At 42.8% G+C, this 17,256-nt stretch carries 15 protein-coding genes, 10 tRNA genes and 2 rRNA genes; 25 read left to right on the forward strand and 2 right to left on the reverse strand.

Features of this window, described 5'->3' with window-relative positions:
- The 14 genes from LF817_RS10125 to rocF form a co-directional block, all read left to right on the forward strand.
- Window positions 1–110 (forward strand): 23S ribosomal RNA (locus LF817_RS10125); the annotation flags it as partial.
- A gap of 79 nt (window positions 111–189) precedes the next feature.
- A 5S ribosomal RNA gene (rrf, locus tag LF817_RS10130) occupies window positions 190–303 on the forward strand.
- 29 nt (window positions 304–332) lie between these two features.
- Window positions 333–407: transfer RNA gene (locus LF817_RS10135), tRNA-Asn, on the forward strand.
- Between the two features lie 3 nt (window positions 408–410).
- A tRNA-Thr gene (locus tag LF817_RS10140) sits at window positions 411–482 on the forward strand.
- Between the two features lie 20 nt (window positions 483–502).
- Window positions 503–577 (forward strand) — tRNA-Glu (locus LF817_RS10145).
- A gap of 2 nt (window positions 578–579) precedes the next feature.
- Window positions 580–655: transfer RNA gene (locus LF817_RS10150), tRNA-Val, on the forward strand.
- A 4-nt stretch (window positions 656–659) separates the two neighbouring features.
- Window positions 660–735: transfer RNA gene (locus LF817_RS10155), tRNA-Thr, on the forward strand.
- A 16-nt stretch (window positions 736–751) separates the two neighbouring features.
- Window positions 752–837, forward strand: a tRNA-Tyr gene (locus tag LF817_RS10160).
- Window positions 838–899: 62 nt separating this feature from the next.
- A tRNA-Gln gene (locus LF817_RS10165) sits at window positions 900–974 on the forward strand.
- Window positions 975–1,104: 130 nt separating this feature from the next.
- A tRNA-Lys gene (locus LF817_RS10170) sits at window positions 1,105–1,177 on the forward strand.
- Window positions 1,178–1,254: 77 nt separating this feature from the next.
- Window positions 1,255–1,329: transfer RNA gene (locus LF817_RS10175), tRNA-Gly, on the forward strand.
- 14 nt (window positions 1,330–1,343) lie between these two features.
- A tRNA-Ala gene (locus LF817_RS10180) sits at window positions 1,344–1,419 on the forward strand.
- Window positions 1,420–1,509: 90 nt separating this feature from the next.
- Window positions 1,510–2,025: an HAD-IIIA family hydrolase gene (locus LF817_RS10185; protein ID WP_253935698.1), complete on the forward strand. Its 516-nt coding sequence runs from the start codon at window positions 1,510–1,512 to the stop codon at window positions 2,023–2,025.
- 87 nt (window positions 2,026–2,112) lie between these two features.
- The gene (rocF, locus tag LF817_RS10190) at window positions 2,113–3,015 is read left to right on the forward strand and encodes an arginase (protein WP_253935699.1); all 903 of its coding nucleotides are present in this window, start codon (window positions 2,113–2,115) and stop codon (window positions 3,013–3,015) included.
- A 14-nt stretch (window positions 3,016–3,029) separates the two neighbouring features.
- Here rocF and LF817_RS10195 read toward each other — a convergent pair whose 3' ends face one another.
- A complete protein-coding gene (locus LF817_RS10195; RefSeq protein WP_253935700.1) occupies window positions 3,030–3,221 on the reverse strand; it encodes an aspartyl-phosphate phosphatase Spo0E family protein in 192 nt (63 codons plus the stop codon).
- A gap of 157 nt (window positions 3,222–3,378) precedes the next feature.
- Here LF817_RS10195 and sigW point away from each other — a divergent pair, with 157 nt between their 5' ends.
- From sigW to LF817_RS10250, 11 genes are all read left to right on the forward strand, one after another.
- A complete protein-coding gene (gene sigW / locus LF817_RS10200; RefSeq protein ID WP_253935701.1) occupies window positions 3,379–3,942 on the forward strand; it encodes an RNA polymerase sigma factor SigW in 564 nt (187 codons plus the stop codon).
- A 15-nt stretch (window positions 3,943–3,957) separates the two neighbouring features.
- Window positions 3,958–4,605, forward strand: a complete 648-nt coding sequence (locus LF817_RS10205) for an anti-sigma factor family protein (protein ID WP_253935702.1) — start codon at window positions 3,958–3,960, stop codon at window positions 4,603–4,605.
- Window positions 4,606–4,744: 139 nt separating this feature from the next.
- A complete protein-coding gene (gene cdaA, locus LF817_RS10210; protein ID WP_253935703.1) occupies window positions 4,745–5,563 on the forward strand; it encodes a diadenylate cyclase CdaA in 819 nt (272 codons plus the stop codon).
- The gene (locus tag LF817_RS10215; protein WP_253935704.1) at window positions 5,556–6,533 is read left to right on the forward strand and encodes a CdaR family protein; all 978 of its coding nucleotides are present in this window, start codon (window positions 5,556–5,558) and stop codon (window positions 6,531–6,533) included. The genes cdaA and LF817_RS10215 overlap by 8 nt, the downstream gene beginning before the upstream one ends.
- A 51-nt stretch (window positions 6,534–6,584) precedes the next feature.
- Window positions 6,585–7,934 carry a phosphoglucosamine mutase gene (gene glmM, locus LF817_RS10220; protein ID WP_253935705.1) on the forward strand — a complete coding sequence of 450 codons (1,350 nt, stop codon included), beginning with the start codon at window positions 6,585–6,587 and terminating at the stop codon, window positions 7,932–7,934.
- Window positions 7,935–9,466: 1,532 nt separating this feature from the next.
- A complete protein-coding gene (gene glmS, locus LF817_RS10225; protein ID WP_253935706.1) occupies window positions 9,467–11,266 on the forward strand; it encodes a glutamine--fructose-6-phosphate transaminase (isomerizing) in 1,800 nt (599 codons plus the stop codon).
- Window positions 11,267–11,696: 430 nt separating this feature from the next.
- The gene (locus LF817_RS10230; RefSeq protein WP_253935707.1) at window positions 11,697–11,888 is read left to right on the forward strand and encodes a hypothetical protein; all 192 of its coding nucleotides are present in this window, start codon (window positions 11,697–11,699) and stop codon (window positions 11,886–11,888) included.
- A 170-nt stretch (window positions 11,889–12,058) separates the two neighbouring features.
- Window positions 12,059–12,316: a hypothetical protein gene (locus LF817_RS10235; protein WP_253935708.1), complete on the forward strand. Its 258-nt coding sequence runs from the start codon at window positions 12,059–12,061 to the stop codon at window positions 12,314–12,316.
- A gap of 150 nt (window positions 12,317–12,466) precedes the next feature.
- On the forward strand, window positions 12,467–13,339 hold the full coding sequence (locus tag LF817_RS10240) for an AraC family transcriptional regulator (RefSeq protein ID WP_253935709.1): 873 nt from the start codon (window positions 12,467–12,469) through the stop codon (window positions 13,337–13,339).
- Between the two features lie 358 nt (window positions 13,340–13,697).
- Entirely contained in the window at window positions 13,698–14,495 is a 798-nt protein-coding gene (locus tag LF817_RS10245; RefSeq protein ID WP_253935710.1) for a SurA N-terminal domain-containing protein, read from the forward strand.
- Window positions 14,496–14,731: 236 nt separating this feature from the next.
- The gene (locus LF817_RS10250) at window positions 14,732–15,766 is read left to right on the forward strand and encodes a S66 family peptidase (RefSeq protein WP_253935711.1); all 1,035 of its coding nucleotides are present in this window, start codon (window positions 14,732–14,734) and stop codon (window positions 15,764–15,766) included.
- A gap of 404 nt (window positions 15,767–16,170) precedes the next feature.
- Here LF817_RS10250 and LF817_RS10255 read toward each other — a convergent pair whose 3' ends face one another.
- Window positions 16,171–17,151, reverse strand: coding sequence for an L-lactate dehydrogenase (locus LF817_RS10255; RefSeq protein WP_253935712.1), 981 nt, complete (start codon window positions 17,149–17,151; stop codon window positions 16,171–16,173).
- Window positions 17,152–17,256 lie beyond the last annotated feature (105 nt).

The raw sequence follows: 17,256 nt of genomic DNA on the forward strand, positions 1-17,256 counted from the left end.
TTACGCCAAGTAAGTAAGATTCCTCAGAGACGATGAGGTCAATAGGTCCGAGGTGGAAGCGTGGTGACACGTGCAGCTGACGGATACTAATCAATCGAGGACTTAACTATATCAACCTTCGTGAAAAGGTTACGTTTGTGAAGATGTCCGATGTCTTATCCAGTTTTGAGGGTTCACCTCAATCAACGATGTAGTGGCGACAGCGAAGAGGTCACACCTGTTCCCATGCCGAACACAGCAGTTAAGCTCTTCAGCGCCGATGGTAGTCGGGTTTACCCCCGTGAGAGTAGGACGCTGCTACGTCGATTTCCACTATTACTTCTTAATATTGATCCATCGTAGCTCAGTGGTAGAGCAATCGGCTGTTAACCGATCGGTCGTAGGTTCGAATCCTACCGATGGAGCCACTTGCTTCCATAGCTCAGTGGTAGAGCACTTCCATGGTAAGGAAGGGGTCGCCGGTTCAAATCCGGCTGGAAGCTCTGGAAGAAATAGTTTTTCTGGCCCGTTGGTCAAGTGGTTAAGACACCGCCCTTTCACGGCGGTATCACGGGTTCGAATCCCGTACGGGTCACCAATGGAGGATTAGCTCAGCTGGGAGAGCACTTGCCTTACAAGCAAGGGGTCGCAGGTTCGAGCCCTGCATCCTCCACCATAACGCCGGCCTAGCTCAACTGGTAGAGCAACTGACTTGTAATCAGTAGGTTGGGGGTTCAAGTCCTCTGGCCGGCACCATTTCCATGTTTAATGTGGAGGGATAGCGAAGTTGGCCAAACGCGGCGGACTGTAAATCCGCTCCCATCGGGTTCGTAGGTTCGAGTCCTACTCCCTCCACCATTTTTTATTTTTAAACTTTGGAATAAAAATGCTTTATAAGGAAACAATACTTAATGTACAATTGGGCCATAGCCAAGCGGTAAGGCAACGGTTTTTGGTACCGTCATGCGCTGGTTCGAATCCAGCTGGCCCAGCCATTTAAACTTTTATTTAAAAAGCTTTAGCTTTTTTTTATTTGTCTTAAATTGTACGGAAAATATATTAACCATTAGGATTGCAGCGTCACTGAAAGAACGTGTATCATCATCAGAGCAATTTTATTATTGTGAGCCATTAGCTCAGCTGGTAGAGCATCTGACTTTTAATCAGAGGGTCGGAGGTTCGAGCCCTCCATGGCTCATTCAACAGGCGGATATTGCTTTTTAGCATCATCCGCTTTATTATTATACTATCGATTATATGGATTCCTTTTAACAGGCGGGAGTAGTTCAGTGGTAGAACACCACCTTGCCAAGGTGGGGGTCGCGGGTTCAAATCCCGTCTCCCGCTCCATATTTTTTAAATAAGGGGCCTTAGCTCAGCTGGGAGAGCGCCTGCTTTGCACGCAGGAGGTCAGCGGTTCGATCCCGCTAGGCTCCACCATACATATTAATAATAACTGACTATCCAAAGCTGACATCATGAATCGATGTCAGCTTTTTATTGTATGCTTTTAATTGAGGAGGCGGTTAAATGAAAGCTTTGTTTCTAGACCGGGATGGTACATTAGGTGGTTCAGACGAAATAAAATATCCTGGTGAATTTGAGTTGTACTCTGGTGTTCCTTCTTCCATTCGTCGATTAAAACAACAAGGTGTCCTTTTGTTTTCATTTACGAACCAGCCAGGTATCTCCAAGGGATTGTCTACGTTAGAAGATTTTGGTGAGGAATTGAGGGGATTCGGTTTAGATGATGTGTTTGTGTGTCCACATTCACCAGCAGCTGCCTGCAATTGCAGGAAACCGCGAACGGGCATGATTGAACAAGCCTGTGAAAAGTACAATCTTTCTCCCGGTGAATGTGTTGTCATTGGAGACCGGATAAAAGATATAGAAGCTGCTTATAATGCTGGGTGCCTGGCCGTTTTAGTTTTAACAGGATCAGGTGAAGACTCCTATACTTATCTATTGGAAGATGGAGGGACACCCGTCGATTATGTTGCTGAAGATTTTAATCATGCAGTAAATTGGCTGTTATCCTTCAAATAACGTATATATATACATATCTATGTCTGGTTGAGTCATCTGTATGAAACCGTATACAATTATAGAAGACAGACAAAGGAGGAATTATAGATGAATCAACAGCTATCCATCATAGGTGTACCAATGGATTTAGGTCAGAATCGTCGAGGTGTAGACATGGGACCCAGTGCTATAAGGTATGCCGGTGTTCTGGAACGTCTTGAGGATTTGAAATTACGTATAGAGGATCTGGGAGATATTGATATTTCCCGTCCTGACCGACATAACGCTCAAAAGGTGGATAACCTGCGAAATTTACAGGAAGTGGCTGAAGGAAGCATTCGTTTAGCAGAAAAAGTAGATGAAGTAGTGAATAAAGGAAGTTTCCCACTAGTATTGGGTGGAGACCATAGTATTGCTATGGGGACTTTAGCGGGGATAGCCAAACATTACGAGAATCTCGGAGTCATTTGGTATGATGCGCATGGTGACCTTAATACTGGGGATAGTTCTCCATCCGGTAATATCCACGGAATGCCTTTGGCTGTAAGTCTTGGAATCGGCCATGAAAAGCTGACGAACATATTAGGCTATTCGCCTAAAATCAGACCGGAAAATATAGTAATCATCGGTGCTAGATCCCTGGATGAAGGTGAGCGAGTACTGATTAAAGAAAAGGGTATTAAAGTCTATACTATGCATGAAGTTGATAAGATGGGCATGCCTGCGGTGATGGAGGAAACGATTGAGTATTTAAAAGATCACACAGATGGTGTACACTTAAGTTTAGATTTAGATGGTCTTGATCCGAATGAAGCGCCTGGTGTAGGGACCCCTGTTATGGGCGGTTTAAGCTACAGAGAGAGCCACTTGGCTATGGAGATGCTTTATCAGGCACAATTAATCACTTCTGCGGAATTCGTTGAAGTAAATCCTATACTCGATGAAAAAAATAAAACGGCAAGCATGGCTGTTGGATTAATGGGGTCATTGTTTGGAGAGAGTTTAAAATAGTAGAGTAGCAATGATCAGCAGCTGACCTTGCCCAAGGTGGGTTGCTGATGCTTTTGTTTCAATGTTTCGTATTCGTTCAATAAAAAATCTAGTTTAGCACTTACATATACGACTCTTTCAGATGTTAAAGAGTGGCTTTTAGCTAATCGATTCATTTCGTTTCGACATTCTTCTATCTCTTTTAACAGCTTAAACTCTACATTCATGACGTTTACCTCCAAAAAAGATTTTTTAAACTCTAGTATCTATATCCACTTTTATTATAATATAAACATTATTTTACAAGAACAAAAATATTTTTGAAACCTTTTTGCGGGCGTGAACGTAGATAATAGCAGCCGCACGATAGCGGAGGTATAGCAGATGGAAACCATGATAAAGAAAAAAATTAAAGAGGTCAAAAAAGGGGATCAATCCGCTTATGAAGATATCGTTTCCTTTTATCAGAACAAGGTCTACCATATTTGTTACCGGATGATAGGGAATTCTTATGAAGCTGAAGATCTTGCTCAGGAAGCTTTTATTCGTGCGTACACGAATTTGTCCAGCTTTGATGAGCGACGGAAGTTTTCCACTTGGCTTTATAGGATTGCAACGAACTTGACGATTGATCGAATACGAAAGAAAAAGCCGGACTACTACCTCGACGCTGAAGTAAAAGGGACGGAAGGGTTAGATATGTACTCACAACTGGCTGCTGAGCAAGCGCTGCCGGAGGAAGAAGTGGAGAGCTTGGAATTACAGAGCTACATTCATCGAGAAATTCTGGCTCTTCCCCCTAAATATAGAAGCGTCATAGTTTTAAGGTATCTAGATGAGTTAGCTCTCCAAGAGATATCTGATGTATTGGATATTCCTATTGGAACAGTAAAGACGAGAATACATCGTGGCAGGGAGGCCTTGAGAAAGAGGCTTCGACATGTGTAAAGGAGTTGAGAGGGAATGAAATGCAATAAAGAAGCTGTGATGCTTATGCATAAGTATCTAGATGGCGAATTAGATAGAGACGAAGAAAGACGACTGCGTGACCATCTTCAAGCTTGCCCATCCTGCCAAAACCATTTTCACGAATTGAAAAGATCGATTACATTGATAAAAAATACAGGACCAGTTGCGGCTCCAGAAGGATTTACTTCCAATGTCATGGCGAATCTTCCAAAAGAGAGAAAAAGGAAGAATTATGCCAAAATGCTGCAGCGTCATCCTATATTAACATCAGCTGCTATATTTTTCATATTGATGTTCAGTGGAATCTTCTCTGCTTGGAACCAGGACCACCAGGTGACAGTCTCTAAGCAGGAGAATCTCATCATTCAGAGTAATACAGTGATTGTGCCTGAAGATGTCACAGTGAACGGAGATTTAGTCGTAAGAAATGGTGACTTGAAAGTCGAAGGAAAGATTGATGGGGACATCACATTAATTAACGGAGATTTTGTAACCGACGATCCAGAAAATGAACTGGCTAACGGTGAGAATTATCAAGCTTATGCAAGTGGTGAAGTCCATGAAGTTAATCAAGTATTCGAGTGGATGTGGTACAATACGAAGAAATTCGTATCCGATATCTTTTCTACGGATTCTGACTAGTTATAAACCACTATATTAATCATAGTGGTTTATTTTTTTGTGTTTGGGTTTTAATATATGTAAAAAGTGAAGTGTGATATAATAATACAGGTTATGGCGTTTTTTTAGTCGATCAATTTCTTCAAAAGGAAGTGTAAGCATGCTTGATGGGGGACTGGATGTATTAGATGTATTATTGATTGCTATTGATATCGCCCTTGTCTGGTTTGTTGTATATAAATTAATCATGCTGATCCAGGGAACGAAGGCCGTCCAGTTATTAAAAGGGATCTTCGTTGTATTAGGTATATGGTTATTGAGTAATTTATTCGGACTAACCACACTAAGATGGCTGATGTCACAAGCTATTACCTGGGGTTTCCTCGCCATTATCATCCTCTTTCAACCTGAATTGAGGAGGGCTTTAGAGCAATTAGGCCGCGGAAGTTTCTTTAGCCGCACAACGGCTGAAGATGAAGGGATTGAGAAATCAATCCAGGCGATTATAAAGTCTTGTAACTATATGGCGAAACGTCGAATCGGCGCCCTGATTACGATTGAAAGAGAGACCGGAATGGGAGATTATGTAGAAACAGGTATTCCAGTAGATGGTCATTTGACTAGTGAATTATTGACGAACATATTTATACCGAATACACCACTACATGATGGTGCGGTGATACTTAAGGATGATAAGATTATAGCTGCGGCCTGTTATCTTCCACTATCAGAAAGTCCGTTCATCTCAAAAGAATTAGGGACGAGACACAGGGCAGCGATGGGGATCAGTGAAGTTACCGATGCCGTGACAATCATTGTATCTGAAGAAACGGGCGCTGTGTCCTGTACTAAGAACGGAGAGTTGCACAGACAACTTGATCAGGAGAAATTAGAAGAGATCTTAAGAAGCGAGCTTGATCATACCGCAAAAACCCCTGCCACTAAAACATGGAATTGGAGGGGGAAGAAGAATGGATAATTTATTCAGAAACAAGTGGTTTATTCGAATTATCTCATTGCTTTTAGCTTTGCTCCTATGGGTATCGATTAACGTGGATGATAACATGGACAGTGACTCCCAGTGGTTCAATGATACTTCTTCTGAATCGGAAGTGATGAATGATATCCCCTTGGAAGTCCAATTTGACAGTGAACAATATGTTGTGAGCGGGCTGCCACAGAATGTTACGGTTGCTGTAGAGGGACCAAACGGAGCTTTAGCTCCCGTGATACGACAACAGAATTTCAATGTATTTGTTGATTTGAATGACCTGGGCCCAGGCACACATGAAGTCAATGTCCAACACTCAGGGATCTCTAATCAGTTATCGGTCAGTATTGAGCCTAGACAAGTAGAAGTAACCATCGAAGAAAAAGAAAATCAAGACTTTGAAGTCGATGTGGATTACATCAATGAAAATCAAATTGAAAATGAATATTCTATCGGAGAAGCCCAAATAGATCCTGAACAAGTGACCATTACTGGATCATCGGCAGCAGTAGAACGAGTGGCTTCCGTAAAAGCGATGATCGATGTAGGAGAGGCTGAGGATACGCTTGAGGACATTGAAGCACCTGTGAAGGTCTACGATGCCCAAGGGAATGAGCTGAATGTTCTCTTAGATCCAACTAGTGTAGACGTCACAGTACCTATAAGCAAAGCAGAAAAAGAGGTTCCGATCTCGTTTGAAGCTGAAGGGGAACCTTCAGCTGGAGTTACGATTGATTCTATTGATTCGGAAACAGAGAGCGTAACGATTCGTGGTCCGAATGACGTGTTAGAAGAGATTGAGAACCTTGAAGATATACCTGTAGACGTAACTGAAATAGAAAGTGATGAAACGGTAGAAGTTGAGATTCCTCTTCCAGATGAGGTGGCTGAGGTGGAGCCCGAAACTGTTGAGGTCGAGGTACAAACCGAAGAGAACGGCGAATCAGCCACGCAATAAATAGAGAGTCACGGTCTATGAGCCAACAACGAAAGAGAGGTCAATTTATAAATGGGAAAATATTTCGGAACAGATGGAGTTCGTGGTGTAGCGAATAAGGAGTTGACACCCGAGCTTGCCTTCAAATTAGGCCGTTATGGCGGCTATGTATTGACAAAAGAAGTACAAAGGCCAAAAATATTGATCGGCCGCGACACCCGTATTTCTGGAGAAATGCTCGAGGGCGCGTTAGCAGCTGGATTACTATCCATCGGCGCGGAAGTTATGCGTCTAGGCGTGATTTCTACTCCAGGGGTGGCTTTTCTAACAAAGGCTCTTCAAGCGGAAGCGGGAATTATGATTTCTGCTTCCCACAACCCTGTAGAAGACAACGGTATTAAATTTTTCGGTCCCGATGGTTTCAAACTTACCGACGCGCAAGAAGATGAGATAGAGCAGCTGATCGATGCAGAAGAAGATACGCTGCCACGTCCTTCAGGTGCGGACCTGGGACAGATCAATGACTACTTCGAGGGTGGTCAAAAGTATATGCAGCACTTGAAGCAGACAGTGGACTATGATTTTGAAGGTCTTCATATCGCACTTGACTGTGCAAATGGGGCGACGTCATCGCACGCATCTCATTTGTTCGCCGACTTAGAAGCAGATATTACATCCATCGGTTCATCTCCGGATGGATTGAATATTAATAAGGATGTAGGTTCGACGCATCCTGAAGCGTTACAGAAAGTCGTCCGTGAAAAGAATGCTGATATCGGTTTAGCGTTTGACGGCGACGGAGATCGCCTGATCGCTGTTGATGAAAAAGGCGAAATCGTGGATGGCGACCGAATTATGTACATTTGCGCCAAGCATATGAACGAAAAAGGGCTGCTTAAACATTCTACAGTTGTATCGACAGTTATGAGCAACCTCGGCTTTTATAAAGCGGTAGAAGCTCAAGGGATCAAGAGTGATAAAACCGCAGTAGGCGACCGTTATGTGATGGAAGAGATGCGCCGTGGAGGCTACAACTTAGGCGGAGAACAGTCAGGTCATATCATTTTCCTGGATCATAATACGACTGGTGATGGTTTGTTAAGCGCGCTTCAGCTCGTAAACGTAATAAAAGAAACTGGGAAACCATTATCTGAGCTTGCAGCAGAAATGGAGAAATTCCCTCAGGTGCTTAAGAATATTCGTGTAATCGATAAACAAGCTGTACAGACCCATCCTCGTATTCAAGAAGCAATTCAAGCGGTAGAAGAGGAAATGGGGGGAAGCGGGCGAGTACTCGTACGTCCTTCCGGTACAGAGCCTCTTGTTAGAATCATGGTAGAAGCGCCGACAGAAGAGCAGTGTGAAACGTATGTCAATAAAGTAGTACAAGTCGTCGAGGAAGAATTAGGGATGAAAGAATAATACAATGTGTATGCGCAGGTGGAGCACAATTGGCTCTCCTGCGCATATTTTAATAGTAAGCTATGTTAAAAAGCTCTTTGTTGATATTCATATAAGCTCCCTATAATGGAAAACTCAGTTTCGAGATGTTAGGGGTGTTTCCGTCACAATAACAGTGCTTGAAGGTCCGGGAAATCAATCCCTTTCCGTGGGAGCGCAGTCAGCCTCCTCGGAAACGTCCCGTCCTGTGGGGTCTCACCAAGCACTCTTTTCCCACAGGAGTCTCACGATTTCCCGGATCTCTTTGCCGATCATTAGTAGAACGGAAACTCTTATGACAGTACTTCAACAAAGAAAAATTAGTTATGGAGTTTTCACTAAGAATATGGCTATCGGTAGTGAAATGCATCCACTCTATCCATGTGTGTGCCAGTCAAAATGGGAGGTGGTTTCCCTCTTTAATGAATCAAAACGTTAGAGATCGGTACACGCATGTTCCAGTTGTTTACGGTGTTTCTCCTGCAAAAAAAGTGAGTATGGAGGGTAGCATACTGATTGTCTTAACATAGGTCTCTTATAAATATACTTGAGGCAGAATTCAATATTTCATTGGGCAGGAACAGAGAAGTCGCTCTTATTTAACGGGAGGGTTCGTTTCTCACTTCTATCGAACGGGGTGGTTGGGAAGCTGCGAGACTCCTTTGTAAAAGCGGAAGCGCTTTGGTCAGCGGCGTATGGACTGGACGGAGCTGACGGAGATAAAGGAAACACGAAGAACGAAGTGATTCGATGTTGACTTATCGGACAGAAGTGAAGGAAGTCTCAGTAGCCGCTAAGCGCTGGAGCTGGATAGTCCCCCCATGAGATATATGAACAGATTCACGCCACAAACTTATTTTGATGTAAGAGGTGGGAGAAGGATGTAGGCGAGATCCCACAGGGCTGCAAGCCCGAGGAAGCTCGCCACTTCCCCCACAGGAAAGCGAGTAGCTTCCCAACCATCCCCGGCTCTCATTAAGGCAACGAACGCCGGGTTGTCTCGAAATCAAGTCTTCAAGTATCCTGCCACATTGTTGAATAACTCACTTATCAATATCAATAACCACCTTTAACATGGCCTAAAAGTAGGGAATTGACTATAAAAGTCATTGACCCTAAAGCTTGTTTTCAGGTAAAATGAGGAATAGCCTTGAAAAAAATGGCGAATACGGTTACGACACCGTAACTCTCGACATTGAAGTAAAGGTTTTTATTCGAAGATAGAAAAGGAGGAAAGGGACCAGTCAGTTTAATAAAGCGCCAGGGCTGTACACAACGAAACATGTACAGTTGACGAGGAGGAGGTTCATCGAGCGTTCGGCGGATGCCTCCCGGTTGCCACACTTCAACTGATCGTCTGTATGAGAAACCAAAGAGGCGACTCTTTGTCCAACGCATGCGGATAAAGTGCTTATAACTTATAAATGTTAACGGGAAAGGGGCAAATAACGGCCCCTGTTGATGATTTTAGACCGTTGTTTGCTCCTTTTTTGATTATTAGGAGGAAAACGACTATGTGTGGAATTGTAGGATATATTGGACATGAAGATACGAAAGAGATTTTATTAACTGGCTTAGAGAAGCTTGAATATAGAGGGTACGACTCTGCTGGTATTGCTACACTAAACGGCGGTGTGAAAGTTTCTAAAGTAAAAGGACGTATTGCTGCCCTGAGAGAAGCAGTGGACGCTAACGTTCATTCCACTCTTGGCATCGGGCACACTCGGTGGGCGACACACGGTGCTCCAAGTGTAGAAAACGCTCACCCTCACCAGAGTCGCACGGAACGTTTTACAATCGTTCATAATGGTGTCATTGAGAACTATCTTGATATTAAAAATGACTACCTTGAAAATGTTGAGATGAAGAGTGAAACTGATACAGAAATCATCGTCCAGCTGATTGAAGTGTTGAACAACGAACTTCAGGACGTGGCTGCTGCTTTCCGTAAAGCTGTAGACCTTCTTACAGGTTCTTATGCTATCGCCTTGATCGATGCAGAAGATGAGGATACGATCTATGTCGCTAAAAACAAAAGCCCGCTGCTTGTAGGCCTTGGAGAGAATTTCAATGCGGTTGCAAGTGACTCTATGGCTGCACTGCATGTAACTGATCAATTCCTGGAGCTTATGGATAAAGAAACTGTATTACTTCGCCGTAACGAAGTAATTATCCAGTCTCCTGAAGGCGAGGTTGTAAACCGTGAGCCGTTCACAGCAGAACTTGACGCGACGGATATCGAAAAAGGAACATACCCTCATTTCATGCTGAAAGAAATTGATGAACAGCCATTTGTTATTCGTAAAATCATCCAAAAATATCAAAATGAAAACGATGAAATTAAATTAGAGCCTGAAATTCGTGAAGCTATGAAGAACTGTGACCGCATATACATTATCGCAGCGGGCACGAGTTACCATGCCGGACTTCTAGGTAAACAATTCATTGAAAAACTAGCGAACATTCCAGTAGAAGTGCATGTGGCAAGTGAATTTTCTTATAATATGCCACTGCTCTCTGAGAAGCCATTATTCGTATATATTTCACAAAGTGGCGAGACGGCAGACAGCCGGTCTGTACTCGTCCAAACGAAAAAACTTGGTCATCCGGCACTTACTGTTACGAATGTGCCTGGATCCACCCTTTCCCGGGAAGCTGATTACACGATGCACCTGCACGCCGGTCCAGAAATTGCTGTCGCGTCAACAAAGGCTTATACAGCTCAAATGGCCGTTCTAGCTATCTTAGCAGTAGATACCGCACGCGCTAAAGGCATAGAGCTGGACTTTGATCCAATGCAGGAACTAGGTATTGTAGCAACCGCTATGGAAGCCTTGACGGATCAAAAAGAAGAGCTTGAGCAGCTGGCTCGCGAGTACCTGCCGACGACACGCAACTGTTTCTTCATCGGGCGCGGAATCGACTTTTATGTCGGCTTAGAAGGTTCATTGAAATTAAAAGAAATCTCTTATATCCAGGCAGAAGGTTTCGCTGGCGGAGAGCTGAAACACGGAACAATAGCACTTATTGAAGAAGGAACTCCGGTCGTTGCTCTTGCTACACAAGCGAGCGTGAACTATTCCATCCGTGGAAATGTCCAGGAAGTTGAAGCACGTGGCGCTAACAGCATGATTATCAGTATGAAAGGTCTTGAAAAGGATGGCGATGCCTTTATCCTTCCGCACGTCCATGACCTGCTGACACCGCTTGTATCCGTGGTGCCGCTTCAGCTGATTTCTTACTACGCTGCTCTTCACCGTGATTGTGACGTTGATAAGCCTCGTAACTTAGCTAAAAGTGTGACAGTCGAATAATCAAATATAGCCAGAAGCGGAACCCTGCTTCTGGCTTTCTATTTATTGGCAGGACATTGCAAAACCACATATGAACTCTATTTTCCTAAAATAAAGAATTGGGTTATAGATGGTCATTTGAAATGATTGTAACTGACAAATGGAATCTATTTTAGGAGTACGGAGTAAAGCAGGTTCCAGATTGTCTGCAACGACCAGGTGAGAAAATGTGACCTTCCTGAGAAGGCAGGAAAGCCGGCAGTGCAGTCGCTTCCCAATGTGGGGTGCTACGATGTGAACAATTAAATAAAGTTAGTGAGAAGGAACCTCTGAAGGATGCCAAAAGCCATAAGGGAATGAACTTCGACTCTGAGATTTTCTTTTACAAACAAAATCAAGCTCCTTTACAGAAGAGAACTATACATGACGGTCAATGAAGGGGGGAAAGGCAATGGAGAAAAATCGGAAATTAACTATTCTGTTCATTATGCTCGGTTCCTCATGTATATCAGGCGGTGTGGCATTACATGAACTTGCTGCGTATTCAACATTGATCGGATGGGGTACAGGGCTAGCCTGCCAACTGACAGCTTTAAGATTTGCCATTAAAGCCTTTTACCTTCGAAAAAGCTCAGTGAGCTGATGGACCTAATTATACGAACGGGTGGACCACTCAAAGGCGGCTGTCTCTTACGCAGAAATGTTTTATAGTTATAAAGTTTTATAGAGGTAGCAGTTGAAAATAAGTGCGAGCTCTTATATCATTATGGTAATACAGTTTTTAGACTTTGATGTCCCTAGAGGAGTGAACATATGTTAAAGGAATCCGACTTTCACACAGAAGAATCCAAAAAAGAATGGATTAAAGTACGGAACAGAAAACTGGAAGAAATGGCGCAATATTTCAGAAGATATTTTCACCTTACTAAAGTTAGGGAGAATAAAAATAGCTATGAAGTCCAGGGCTATTTTTACCAGCCAGGTTTTGGCGAGATAAAGATGGCATTTGAATTCAGTTATGAGAATGTGGCTAAATTCACAGATTTATTTGATGACCCAAAAGAAGATTAATAATGTTTAGTAAAATGAACCCGTTGATTGAAGCGGGTTCATTTTTAATGAGGTCTTATAAGACAATCTCTCCCCTGCACTATCGTGCAACAATAAACGGGTCGGATGGTATAAAACCTGCTAATCTTTAGTTGGAAGGGAGGTCATTGTATGGATTCGCTTAATAAAATGAATGAGGCCATGGACTTTATTGAAGCCCACCTGTCGGATTATATTGATCGTAAAGAAGTAGCGAAACGCGCGTACTGTTCAGAATATCATTTTCAAAGAATGTTTTCTTTTCTATCAGGAATTACGTTGTCTGACTACATTCGCCGTCGGCGTCTCACATGTGCGGCTCTAGAATTGAAGAACAGCAACGTGAAGGTGATTGATGCAGCTGGGCAATATGGGTATCGTTCACCTGATGCTTTTACAAGAGCTTTCAAAGAGTTCCATGGGATAACGCCATCAGAAGCTAGAGAGAACAGCCGGTATTTGAACGCTTATCCAAAAATGACCTTTCAATTAACAATTAATGGAGGGGTAGAAATGAAGTATAGAATTGAAGAAAAAGATGCTTTTCAAATTGTAGGAATAAAGAAGAGGGTGCCTATTATTTTTGATGGAGTCAACCCAGCCATAGCATCGATGTGGGAAAGTTTAGATGAAGACACAATCAAACTCATGAAGGATCTTTCCGACATTGAGCCAAGAGGACTGATCAGCGCATCGACAAACTTTTCAGAAGGCCGGATGGAAGAGAGGGGAGAACTTGACCATTATATTGGGGCAGCTACAACTCAAATCGCTCCTTCTCAATTGACAGCGCTTGAGGTTCAAGCAGGCACATGGGCAGTATTCGAAGCGGTCGGCCCGTTCCCTGACACCCTTCAAAATGTGTGGGGGCGCATTTATTCAGAGTGGTTCCCTACGTCGAACTATGAACAGAGGGAAGGTCCGGAAATCTTATGGAATGAAGGTAAGGATGTGAAGAAAACAAACTTCAAAAGTGAAATATGGATTCCGATCGCGAAAAGGTAAAAGGGTCTGAGCAATAGGGTTAAATGACAGTTTCAGTTGAAAGTGAGAATGCAATGAAAGGACGAGCTTGGTCATCCAAGCCGTTCTTTTTTTCATGGGAGAGAAATGAGACAATCAGTGGGAAGAACTTGTTATAAATGCGCTGTATCCGGCTTTAACACGTAATTTCATTTAAATCCCACATTTTTTACACATTTAGCTTTCAGAGCGGTGCTGATTACTGGTGAGGCCTGTTATGACAGGACATAAAGGTGTTGTAAAAGGCACAGCGTAGTCCATTTGTTACAGAGTCAAGTGTATACAAAAACTATATACGTGTTACAATGGCTTACACGATGGTTAGGAAAGGAGAATGACAATGAAGAAAAAATGGTTGTTAAGTTTATTACTAGTCGGTTTCGTACTGCTATTAGCAGCTTGTAATAATGATGACGAAGCTGGTGAAGATAATAGTAATGGTGAAGGTGAAGACACTCAGCAGGAAGAGACAGAAGGTAGCGAAGGTGAAGGTGAAGGCGGAGAACAGCCAGAACAGCCTGAGATGCCTGAACCAGACTTAGAAGGTATTCCTGATGTTGTCGCAGAGGTCAATGGTGAAGAAATAGAAAAAGATGAATTCGAACAGACGTATGAAGGTCAATTCCAGCAAATGGCTATGCAGTCGCAAATGAGCGGTGAAGAAGTTGACCAGGATCAACTGAAGCAACAGGTTGCAGAAAGCTTAGTTGGTCAAGAGCTTCTAATCCAGGAAGCAGAAAACCAAGGTATTGAAGCTTCACAAGAAGATATAGATGAAACGCTCGACGAACTGGCTCAGCAACAACAATTGGAATCTAAAGATGAATTTCTAGCTGCTCTAGAGGAGCAGGGCATGAGTGAAGATGAAGTCATGTCTCAAGTGGAAACTCAGGTGAAGGTAGATCAATTGGTAGCAAGTGAAACTGGGGACACGGAAGCCTCAGAAGAAGAAATGGAAGAAATGTATGAACAAATGAAAGCTCAGCAAGAAGAAATGGGCGGAGAAGAAGAAGTACCGTCCTATGAAGAAGTCAAACCTGACCTTGAAGAACAAGTGAAGAGTCAAAAAGAATCTGAACAAACACAAAAGCTTGTCGAGCAATTACGTGAAGACGGAGACGTAACGGTTAACCTATAATTTCTTTTGAAACCAGGTCCTTTTATCGGGCCTGGTTTTTTTTATAGAAAAAATGCTTAAAAATCATGCTGCTTGGTAATTTATTATCACGTTTGAACTAGCCCAAAGTCATATTCCATTACAGTAAAAGGCTTCGAAAAGAAAGGGAAAGGTGCTTACAAGAGTAAGGTAGAACACGATATAATGAGCTTAGTACTAACGAACAGCACCTTTTACAAGGATAGGAGGGCATACATATGTTAATGAAACCAAAGAAATTGCTGCCAGGAGATAAAGTAGCGACGATCAGTCCTTCATGGGGCGGAGCTGGCGAGCCTGAGCTTCGCTGGCGCTACGAGCAGGGGGTGCGGAGGCTGGAAGAAGTGTTTGGCCTTAAAGTGGTTCCGATGCCAAACAGTTTAAAAGGTGGAGACTATCTTTACCAAAATCCGAAGGCAAGGGCCGAAGATTTAATGTCAGCTTTTCAGGATAAGAGTATCAAAGCTATTTTTGCCAATATCGGCGGTGATGACAGCCTGCGTTTACTGCCTTATATTGATTTTGATGTAATTCATAAGAATCCTAAAATTCTCATGGGCTACTCAGACGTTACAATGTGTCATTTGTTTTGTCATAAGGCAGGGATTGCTTCTTTCTACGGACCAGCTGTATTAGTAGATTTTGCGGAAAACGTGGAAATGGATCCCTATACCATTGAGATGGTAAAGCGTACGCTTTTTAGTGATGAACACATTGGTGAAATCCGCCCCTCTGAACAATGGACGAGTGAGTACTTAGAGTGGGAGGAAGCGAATAAAACTAAAAGGCGAGGTATGCAGGAAAATTCAGGTTATGAACTGCTTCAAGGCTCAGGTGTTGTTCAGGGGCAGTTAATTGGCGGCTGCATCGAAGTGCTTGAATTCGCCAAGGGCACTATAATTTGGCCGGAAAGCAAACATTGGAAGAATAGTATCTTGTTTTTTGAAACTTCCGAAGAAAAGCCTGATCCTTCTTTTATAAAATACTGGCTCAGGAATTATGCGGCACAAGGCATTCTTCACCAAGCGAACGGAATCATATTTGGTAAGCCCCAGGATGAAAAATTTTATGAGGAATACAAAAAAGAAATTCTAACCGTTATGGAGGAGTATGGATTAGAAGATCTACCTATCTTATACAACATGAATTTTGGTCATACTGAACCGAAAATTGTATTGCCTTATGGTGCGGTTGCTCAAATAGATTGCAGAGATCGGTCTTTCCGTATTTTAGAGAGTGGTGTAGAGAGCTGAGGTTTTATTAAATAATAGAGCTGCGTTCAATATCGTGGATATAAAAAGTATTCAACAATATAGCAGGGTAGTTTAAGATTTGTTTTCGAGATCATCTGGGTTAGTTGCCCTATTAAGAGTCAGGGGTTGTTGAAAAAGCTACTCGCTTTCCTGTGGAGGAAGTGGCGAGCTTCTTCGGTATTGTGCAGCCCCATACTCCCACAATGTCTCGAAACGGAGTCTTCCACCAAAGGGAGCGTTTCTATTCTGATAAAGGTTCGCAATGGCCAGATGATATATTTATCAAGGTATGGCAATGATTTGGAACAGGCCTTAGCTGACGCTGATTTGACGTTCGATGATAAATTGTAGTGCAATGAATACAAAAAAGGAGCGGTGGTCTGCACCTGCTCCTTCCTATTTGTCTATCTACTTGCGTTTTGAAGCTTTTCTAACGCTGGGTTCATTGTATTCTTCAGTGTTTCAATGCTGTGATCGAATTGCTGCTGCTCTTTGTCCGACAACCTCATTTCTAACACTTCACGGACCCCCTGGCGGTTTACAATTGTAGGTACACCGGCATAAACATCGGTCGCGCCATATTCACCGTTAAGGTAAGAGCTGACGGTTAAAATACTGTTTTCATTACCTAGAATTGCTTTAGTTACACGGACGAGGCTCATCGCAATACCATAATGAGTGGCCCCTTTTTTCTGGATGATCTGGTAGGCTGCATCCCGTACATTTTCAAAGATGGGATCAAGATCTTCTTGATGACATCCTTCTTTCGTATCAATATAATTTGAAATCGGTACGCCGCCAATCGTGGCGTTGCTCCATACGGGCAGTTCTGTATCTCCGTGTTCTCCGATAATATAAGCGTGGACGTTTTGAGTAGCCACGTTGAAGTAATCACTGAGCAAGAAGCGGAATCTTGCGGTATCTAACGTCGTTCCACTTCCGATCACGCGTTCTTTAGGAAGACCACTGAACACTTGAGTAGCTTGAGTTAAAATATCGACAGGGTTCGTGGCAATTAAGAAAATCCCATCAAAGCCACTGTCCATGACATCACCAACGATCCCCTTGAAAATTTTCATGTTTTTTTCAACTAAATCCAATCGGGTTTCACCTGGCTTTTGGTTCGCGCCAGCACAAATACATACGATATCTGCATCTGAGCAGTCGTTATAATCTCCATACCAAGTATTGGTGTAAGAAGGAGAGAAGGCCTTCCCATGATTTAAGTCCATAGCGTCTCCCATAGCTTTTTCCTTATCGAGGTCAATAATGACGAGCTCTTGCGTAACGGCTTGGTTAATTAAAGCAAAGGCGTAGCTGCTTCCTACGAGTCCTGCACCTATTAAAACGACACGGTTCACTTTTTCTTTTCTTGTGGTGTTCATGTAAAACACTCCTACGTCAAAGAATATTTGTGAATCACTTCACATTCTTATTGTGCACCATTTCACAAACTTTTTCAAGGGGTTTATTATTTTTATTTTACTATT

It is taken from the genome of Halobacillus sp. A1 (assembly GCF_024189295.1).
Classification (GTDB): Bacteria; Bacillota; Bacilli; order Bacillales; family Halobacillaceae; genus Halobacillus_A.